This window comes from Polaromonas sp. (assembly GCF_018780625.1).
In the GTDB taxonomy this organism is placed as follows: domain Bacteria; phylum Pseudomonadota; class Gammaproteobacteria; order Burkholderiales; family Burkholderiaceae_C; genus Polaromonas.
Genome location: NZ_JADMJK010000045.1, coordinates 1 through 7203, shown reverse-complemented (window position 1 = coordinate 7203; position 7203 = coordinate 1). Strand labels below are relative to the sequence as shown.

Here is a 7203-nt window from a genome sequence, read left to right as displayed (position 1 = left end):
CTCTGGCGGTCCTTGGCGTAGGCCAGCGCGACCTCGAAGGCGCTGCGCGCCATGCCCACGCTTTGCGCGGCAATGCCGATGCGCCCGCCTTCCAGCCCGCCCAGCGCGATCTTGTAGCCTTCGCCCTCGGCGCCAATCAGGTTTTCAACGGGGATGCGGCAGTCGTCGAAGTTGACCTGCGCCGTATCGCTGGAATGCTGGCCGAGCTTGTCTTCGAGCCGGGAGGCCGAATAGCCGGGCGCGTCGGTCGGCACGATGAAGGCGCTCATGCCCTTCTTGCCGGCGCCCTTGTCGGTCACGGCAATGACGATGGCGACCTGGCTGTTCTGGCCGCTGGTGATGAACTGCTTGACGCCGTTCAGCACATAGGCGTCGCCTTGCCTGACGGCCGTGGTGCGCAGCGACGAGGCATCGCTGCCGGTGTGCGGCTCGGTCAGGCAGAAGGCGCCCAGCATGTCGCCCTGCGCCAACTTCGTTAACCACTGCTTTTTCTGCGCCGGGTTGCCGTAGCGCATCAAAATCGCGTTGACCGGGCAGTTGGTCACGCTGATCGCCGTGCTGGTGCCGCCGTCGCCGGCGGCGATTTCTTCCAGTACCAGCGCCAGCGTGAGGTAGTCGAAGTTGGCACCGCCGAATTCCTCGGGCACGCAGATGCCGTAGGCGCCCAGCGCGGCCAGCCCCCGGTGGGCTTCCTTGGGAAAGTAATGTTCCTTGTCCCAGCGCGCGGCATGCGGCCAGAGTTCTGCCTGTGCGAAAGCGCGAACCGCGTCGCGGACCTGTTCCTGGTCTTGTGTCAGCAGCATGGTTGTTGTGTCCAGATCGTGATGAAGGGAATTACCAGCCGGCAAACGGCCGGCCGTCGTGGTGAAAAAACTGGCCCCGGTGGGCCGGCGTGAGCTTGGCGAGCGTGGCGCGCATGGCGCGCACGCTGTCTGAAGCGCTCAGCGGGGCATTGGGTCCGCCCAGGTCGGTGCGCACCCAGCCGGGGCACAGCGCGACCAAAATGGCCGCCGGGTAGTCGTGCTGGGCCGACGCCACCGCCATGTTGAGCGCGGCCTTGCTGACGCGGTAGGTCCAGCCCTGGCTGGATTCCACGCTGCCGATGTGCCCCATGCCGCTGCTGATGAAGCCAAAGCGTCCCTGCGCCGCCTCGACCAGCGGCGCCACCTGCGGCAGCACCTGCATGGCGCCCAGCACATTGGTGTGCAGCGTCTGGTCAAACAGCTCGCGCGTGGGCGGCGAGCGCGCCGTGCCGGACGCGTAAACGCCGGCGACATACAGCGCCGTGTCAATCTTTTCCCCGTCGAGCTGCCAGGCCAGTCCGCTCACGCTGGCAGGCTGGCTCACATCCACGGTCAGCACTTCAGCCCCCTGCGCCTCTGCGCGCGCGCGCCCGGCGGCATCCCGCACGGTGGCAATGACGCGGTCGCCCGCCTCGGTGTACTGACGAACGAATTCCAGGCCGATACCCCGGGAAGCGCCGATAACCAAAACAACAGACATGATGTTTGGAGGCCTGAATGCTACGTCGGACTCAGACGATTTCAACCGCGAGCGCGGTTGCCTCGCCGCCGCCGATGCACAGCGTGGCAACGCCTTTTTTCAGCCCGCGCGCCTTCAGCGCATGGATCAGCGTCACGATGATGCGAGCACCGCTGCAGCCAATCGGATGGCCGAGCGCGCAGGCGCCGCCGTTGACGTTGACAACGTCGTGGCTGATGCCCAGATCGGTCATTGCCGCCATGGGCACCACGGCAAAGGCTTCGTTGATTTCCCACAGGTCCACGTCCTTCACGCTCCAGCCGATTTTTTTCAAGAGCTTGTTGACGGCGCCCACCGGAGCGGTCGAAAACCATTCGGGCGCCTGGGCAAAGGTGGCGTGGCCGACGATGCGGGCGATCGGCGTGGCGCCGAGCTCCTTGGCGGTCGAGGCGCGGGCCAGCACCAGCGCGGCGGCGCCGTCGCTGATCGACGAGCTGGAGGCGGCGGTGATGGTGCCGTCCTTCTTGAAGGCGGGCTTGAGCGAAGGAATCTTGTCGAGCTTGACCTTGCCCGGGCCTTCGTCGCTGCTGATGACGGTGTCGCCGGCACGGCCCTTGACGGTGACGGGCGTGATTTCGGCGGCGAAGGCGCCGGACGCCATCGCGGCCTTGGCGCGCTGCACGCTGGTGGTGGCAAAGGCGTCCTGCGCCTCGCGGGTGAAGCCGTATTTGGCGGCGCAGTCTTCGCCAAAGGTGCCCATGGAGCGGCCGGGCTCGTAGGCGTCTTCCAGGCCGTCGAGCATCATGTGGTCCATCACGCGGTCGTGGCCGATGCGCATGCCGCCGCGGCCTTTTAGCAGCAGATACGGGGCGTTGGTCATGCTTTCCATGCCGCCGGCCACCATCACGTCGCGGCTGCCAGCCAGCAGCTGGTCATGCGCCAGCAAGGTCGCTTCCATGCCCGAGCCGCACATCTTGGACAGCGTGACGGCGCCGGTGCTGGCCGGCAGGCCGCCCTTGAAGCCGGCCTGGCGCGCGGGCGCCTGGCCCTGGCCGGCCATCAGGCAGTTGCCGAACAGCACTTCGTCGACGGTCGAAGGCGCAATGCCCGAGCGCTCGACGGCGGCCTTGATGGCGGCGCCGCCCAGGTCGTGGGCCGACAGGCTGGAAAACTCGCCCTGGAAAGCGCCCATGGGGGTGCGGGCGGCAGCAAGGATAACGATGGAATCAAGCATGTTCTTCTCCTGGAAAAATGACAAGGAATATTAAAAGCAGGGGCGCCGCCGCGCGGGCTTACCCGGCGCTGGCCCCGCCGTGCATGACCGCAAAGCGCTTTTGCTGGTCATACGGAAACACGTCAAAGACATGGCCCGCCCGAATGCGCGCCTGGTGGCGCTGCCAGAAGGCGGCGTCGAGCAGGTCGGCATGGTGCTTCATGAACACTTCGCGCACTGCGTCGTTGCCCAACAAAAAGGGCGCGAAGGTTTCAGGAAACACGTCCTTGGGCCCGACCGAATACCAGATTTCGCCGCTCATTTCTTCTTCTTCGTTGCGCGGCGTGGGCACCTTGCGGAACTTGCAGTCGGTGATGTATTCGATTTCGTCGTAGTCGTAGAAAACGACCTTGCCGTGGCGCGTGATGCCGAAGTTCTTGAACAGCATGTCGCCCGGAAAGATGTTGGCTGCCACCAGGTCCTTGATGGCGTTGCCGTATTCAACCACGGCGCGCTCAATCTGCGCACGGGCGGCGGGCTCGTTCACACCCATGTCGAAGGCTTCCTGCAGGTAAATATTGAGCGGAATCATGCGCCGCTCGATGTAGACATGCTTGATGATGACTTCCACCCTGCCGTCGCCGTCGCGGTCGCTGATCTCGAGCTGGCTGGGCGCGAACTTCTTGATCTCGGCAATCAACTCGTCGTCAAAGCGGTCGCGCGGAAACGCCACTTCGCTGTATTCCTGCGTGTCGGCCATGCGGCCCACGCGGTCGTGCTGCTTGACCAGCAAATACTTGCCCTTGATCTGCTCGCGCGTGGTGTCCTTGGGCGGCGGGTAGAAGTCCTTGATGACCTTGAACACATAGGGAAACGAGGGCAGGTCAAACACCAGCATGACCATGCCCTTGATGCCGGGCGCGATGCGGAACTTGTCGGTGGAGTGGCGCAGGTGGTGCAAAAAGTCACGGTAAAACAGCGTCTTGCCCTGCTTGGCCAGCCCCAGTGCGTTGTAGATTTCGGCGCGCGGCATGCGCGGCATCATGCTGCGCAAGAACTGCACGTAGGCCGACGGAATGCCCATGTCGACCATGAAGTAGGCGCGCGCAAAGCTGAACAGCATCAGCAGGTCATCCTCGCCGAACAGCGCGGCGTCAATCACCAGCCGGCCGGAATCGGCCAGGCCGAAAATGCCCTCGCGGCTGCCGGCCGGGGCCTGGCCCGGAGCGGGCTGGCGGTGCAAAATGGGCAGGGCAAACGGTATTTCGTTGAATCCGTTGATGATCTTGCCGACCACGTAGGCGCCCTTGTTGCGAAAGAACAGGCTGGAAAGCACCTGAATCTGGAAATTGGCGCGCAGCTTGACATCGCCCAGGCGCCGGGTCATGGCCTCTGTCACATAGCCGGCATCGCGCGCGAGGTCTTCAAACCCCAGCCGCAAATCAAAGTCGCGCACCAGCTTGACGACGGTGTCGTGCATGCTGTCCCGGCTCGGGTAGTAGGCGCGGTAGGTGGGCCGGGCTGTGGGCTCGCTGTTTTCGATGTACTCGGTGCTGACGGCGGGCCGGACAAAAATGAAATTGTTCTGGAAATAGCTGCGGTGCAGGATTTTGGTGGTGACCGAGTTGAAAAAGGTCTCGGCCAGCTCGGGCTGGTGGTGGTCGATCAGCAGGCCGATGTAGTGCAGCTTGACCTGGTGCCAGACGTCCATGGGCTGCTCGCCCGCCTTGAACTCGCGCTCCAGCCGCGTCGACGCTTCCCGCACCCGCAGGTCGTAAAACTCGATGCGCTCGCGCTGGGCGCGTTGCTGGCCATGCCAGTCCGAGGTTTCAAACCGGTGCTTGGCCCGCGCCGACTCGGTGCGAAACAGCTGGTAATGGCGGTTGAAGCCGTCGATCATCGCCTTGGCGATGTCGTAGGCAATCATGGAGTCAAGGCGCTGTGGAAACATGTTTTCCCCGGTTTTCTTGACTGCGAAGGCCGGCAGCCTACCGCCGGGCCGCCGACACGCCCGCAATGGCGGCCCGGTACAGGGGAACGATACCCTCCAGGCTGTCCAGCGTGATGTGCAGGTCTTGCAGCAGCCCGTCTTTCAGGCCATAGACCCAGCCGTGCAAGGCGACCCGCTGCCCGCGCGCCCAGGCGTCCTGCATCACGGTGGTTTGCGCCACATTCATGACTTGCTCGATCACATTGAGCTCGCAGAGCATGTCAAGCCGCGCCTCGGGCGGCGCTGCCTGAAGAATCGCGCAATGGCGGTCCCGCACGTCCTTGATGTGGCGCAGCCAGTTGTCGACCAGTCCCATGCGCAGGTTGTTCAGGGCCGCGTTCACGCCACCGCAGCCGTAGTGGCCCACCACCATCAGGTGCTCGACCTTGAGCTGGTCCACCGCGAACTGGATGGTGGACAAGCAGTTGAGGTCGGTGGGCACCACCACATTGGCCACGTTGCGATGCACAAACACCTCGCCCGGCTCCAGCGCGGTGATCTGGTTGGCGGGCACCCGGCTGTCGGAGCAGCCGATCCACATGTACTTGGGGTTTTGCTGGCTTTTGAGGCTGGTGAAAAAACCGGGGCGCTCGCGCTCCATCTGCGCGGCCCAGGCACGGTTGTCGGCAAAAAGGTCTTGAATGGAGGGCATAAGGGGGCTGTCGGTAAGGTTGCGTACGATCAGAACTTGTCCGGGCGGACAATTTCGACATCCTGGAGAAAAGCCACCATCGCATAGTTGTCGTAATAGCGGGTCAGGAAGTCTTGCAGCACGGTTTCCGCCAACGCACGCGTGCAGATGACCTCGATGCGGATGTTGGCGGCCTCCCCCCACGCCGCGTCGCGCACGCCACGGCGGCCCTGGCCGCGGGCATCCAGAACGGTGTAACCGCGCACGCCCAGCCGCTTCAGGTCGCGCAGCAGGGATTTTTCGATGGCGGCTTCGGTGATCACGGTGAGTACGGTTCGTTTTTCCGTCAGCAAGGTCATGGCGTCGCTCCGGCGATTTGGCTGGCCAGCCAGTGGTAAAGCGGGATGCCAGCCAGGATGTTGAGGGGAAAGGTCACGCCGAGCACGGCGGCCAGCGACAGGGCCGGGCTGGCTTCCGGTACGGCCAGACGCATGGCTGCCGGCACCGCGATGTAGGAGGCACTCGCCGCCAGGATGGCCAACAGCGTCATCCCGCCGACCGACAAGCCCAGCAGCATGCCGCAGCCCAGCCCAAGCAGCGCCGACAAGAGCGGCATGAGCAGGCCAAAGGCGACCATGAACACGCCCCGCTGCCGCAGTTCACCCACCTGACGGCTGACAATCAGCCCCATCTCCAGCAGGAACAGGGCCAGCGCGCCCTTGAACAGATCGAAGAACAGCCCCTTGATGGGCGCAAGCCCCTCCGGGCCGGCCGCCCAGCCGATGGCCATGCCGCCCAGCAGCAGGGTCACGCCCTTGCCCAGGAAGGTCTCGTGCGCCAGCCCGCGCCAGTCGGTCTGCTTGCCCACGCCGCGCGCCAGCACGATGCCGACCATGATGGCCGGCACTTCCATGACGGTGAGGAAGATCGCCATTTGCGGCTCGAACGTGATGCCCCGGGTCATCAGCCAGTTGACGCCCACCGCGAAGGTGGCCACGCTCACCGAGCCGTAGTGGGCCGCCGTCGCCGCCGCGTCCGCCCGCCCCAGGCGTCCCACGCCGCGCAGAAAGGCGAAGGCGATCAGCGTCTGCGCCACCCCCAGCAAGACCACCGCACCCAGTTGCGGCAGCAGCGGGCCAATGGCCTGTTGCGCCAGGCCTTCCCCGCCCTTGAGGCCAATGGTCAACAACAGGAACACCGACAGGGAGTCATAGAGGGCTGTCGGCAGCTTGAGCTCCGAACGGACCAGGCCCGCCGCCAGGCCGAACAGGAAAAACAGGACGATGACGTCAATCATGGTGCCGCGCCCCCGTTCTGCATCGGACGGCGATAAATTCCCTGGTGTGGCGCTGGTCGAATCCGACCCCGGGAGGATTTGGCGATGCGGCGAATCTCTTCGCGCTCCCGGTCGCGCCTGGCGCCGTCGGCGAAGGCTGCGAACAGGGCGCTGGCGAGAATGGATTGTTGCTGTTCATCATTCATGGTCAGGCATTGGATCACACCGGTACATCAACCCAACACATACGCGCAGAGGCGCTGGCCTGAGCTCTTTCAAAAGACTCATAAAGTCTCTGCAAACAATTCCCGTCCGATCAGCATGCGGCGGATTTCGCTGGTGCCGGCGCCAATTTCGTAGAGCTTGGCATCGCGCCACAGGCGACCCAGCGGGTAGTCGTTGATGTAGCCGTTGCCGCCGTAGATCTGCACGCCCTCGCCGGCCATCCAGGTGGCCTTTTCGGCGCACCAGAGAATCACCGAAGCGCAGTCCTTGCGCACCTGGCGCACATGGTCCACGCCCAGCAGGTCCAGGTTTTTGGCGACGGTGTAGGCAAACGAGCGGCCGGCCTGCAGCACGGTGTACATGTCGGCAACCTTGCCCTGGATCAG

General features: G+C 64.5%; 9 protein-coding genes. All 9 read right to left on the bottom strand.

Features of this window, described 5'->3' with window-relative positions; all coding sequences use genetic code 11:
• Positions 1–803: acyl-CoA dehydrogenase family protein (locus IV091_RS03600; protein ID WP_293465220.1), on the bottom strand; the 803-nt coding region annotated here is incomplete at its 3' end.
• Between the two features lie 31 nt (positions 804–834).
• Positions 835–1503, bottom strand: a complete 669-nt coding sequence (locus tag IV091_RS03595; protein WP_293465217.1) for an SDR family oxidoreductase — start codon at positions 1501–1503, stop codon at positions 835–837.
• 31 nt (positions 1504–1534) lie between these two features.
• Complete coding sequence (locus IV091_RS03590) at positions 1535–2716, bottom strand: acetyl-CoA C-acyltransferase (protein WP_293465214.1); 1182 nt, start codon at positions 2714–2716, stop codon at positions 1535–1537.
• 58 nt (positions 2717–2774) lie between these two features.
• Positions 2775–4646 (bottom strand): bifunctional isocitrate dehydrogenase kinase/phosphatase, encoded by a 1872-nt coding sequence (gene aceK / locus IV091_RS03585; protein WP_293465211.1) that lies wholly within the window; start codon positions 4644–4646, stop codon positions 2775–2777.
• A 37-nt stretch (positions 4647–4683) separates the two neighbouring features.
• Positions 4684–5337, bottom strand: coding sequence for a carbonate dehydratase (gene can, locus IV091_RS03580; protein WP_293465208.1), 654 nt, complete (start codon positions 5335–5337; stop codon positions 4684–4686).
• Between the two features lie 29 nt (positions 5338–5366).
• Positions 5367–5675, bottom strand: coding sequence for a transcriptional regulator (locus tag IV091_RS03575; protein WP_293465205.1), 309 nt, complete (start codon positions 5673–5675; stop codon positions 5367–5369).
• Positions 5672–6613 carry a sodium-dependent bicarbonate transport family permease gene (locus IV091_RS03570; protein WP_293465203.1) on the bottom strand — a complete coding sequence of 314 codons (942 nt, stop codon included), beginning with the start codon at positions 6611–6613 and terminating at the stop codon, positions 5672–5674. Before IV091_RS03570 ends, IV091_RS03575 begins: the two co-directional genes overlap by 4 nt.
• The gene (locus IV091_RS03565) at positions 6610–6798 is read right to left on the bottom strand and encodes a hypothetical protein (RefSeq protein ID WP_293465201.1); all 189 of its coding nucleotides are present in this window, start codon (positions 6796–6798) and stop codon (positions 6610–6612) included. Before IV091_RS03565 ends, IV091_RS03570 begins: the two co-directional genes overlap by 4 nt.
• A 78-nt stretch (positions 6799–6876) precedes the next feature.
• On the bottom strand, positions 6877–7203 hold a 327-nt coding region (locus IV091_RS03560; protein ID WP_293465199.1), incomplete at its 5' end, for an acyl-CoA dehydrogenase family protein.

Bases quoted from the DNA above. Each gene is read 5' to 3' on its own strand.
- IV091_RS03595 (WP_293465217.1), bottom strand. From the start codon at position 1,503: ATGTCTGTTGTTTTGGTTATCGGCGCTTCCCGGGGTATCGGCCTGGAA.
- IV091_RS03590 (WP_293465214.1), bottom strand. From the start codon at position 2,716: ATGCTTGATTCCATCGTTATCCTTGCTGCCGCCCGCACCCCCATGGGC.
- aceK (WP_293465211.1), bottom strand. From the start codon at position 4,646: ATGTTTCCACAGCGCCTTGACTCCATGATTGCCTACGACATCGCCAAG.
- can (WP_293465208.1), bottom strand. From the start codon at position 5,337: ATGCCCTCCATTCAAGACCTTTTTGCCGACAACCGTGCCTGGGCCGCG.
- IV091_RS03575 (WP_293465205.1), bottom strand. From the start codon at position 5,675: ATGACCTTGCTGACGGAAAAACGAACCGTACTCACCGTGATCACCGAA.
- IV091_RS03570 (WP_293465203.1), bottom strand. From the start codon at position 6,613: ATGATTGACGTCATCGTCCTGTTTTTCCTGTTCGGCCTGGCGGCGGGC.
- IV091_RS03565 (WP_293465201.1), bottom strand. From the start codon at position 6,798: ATGAATGATGAACAGCAACAATCCATTCTCGCCAGCGCCCTGTTCGCA.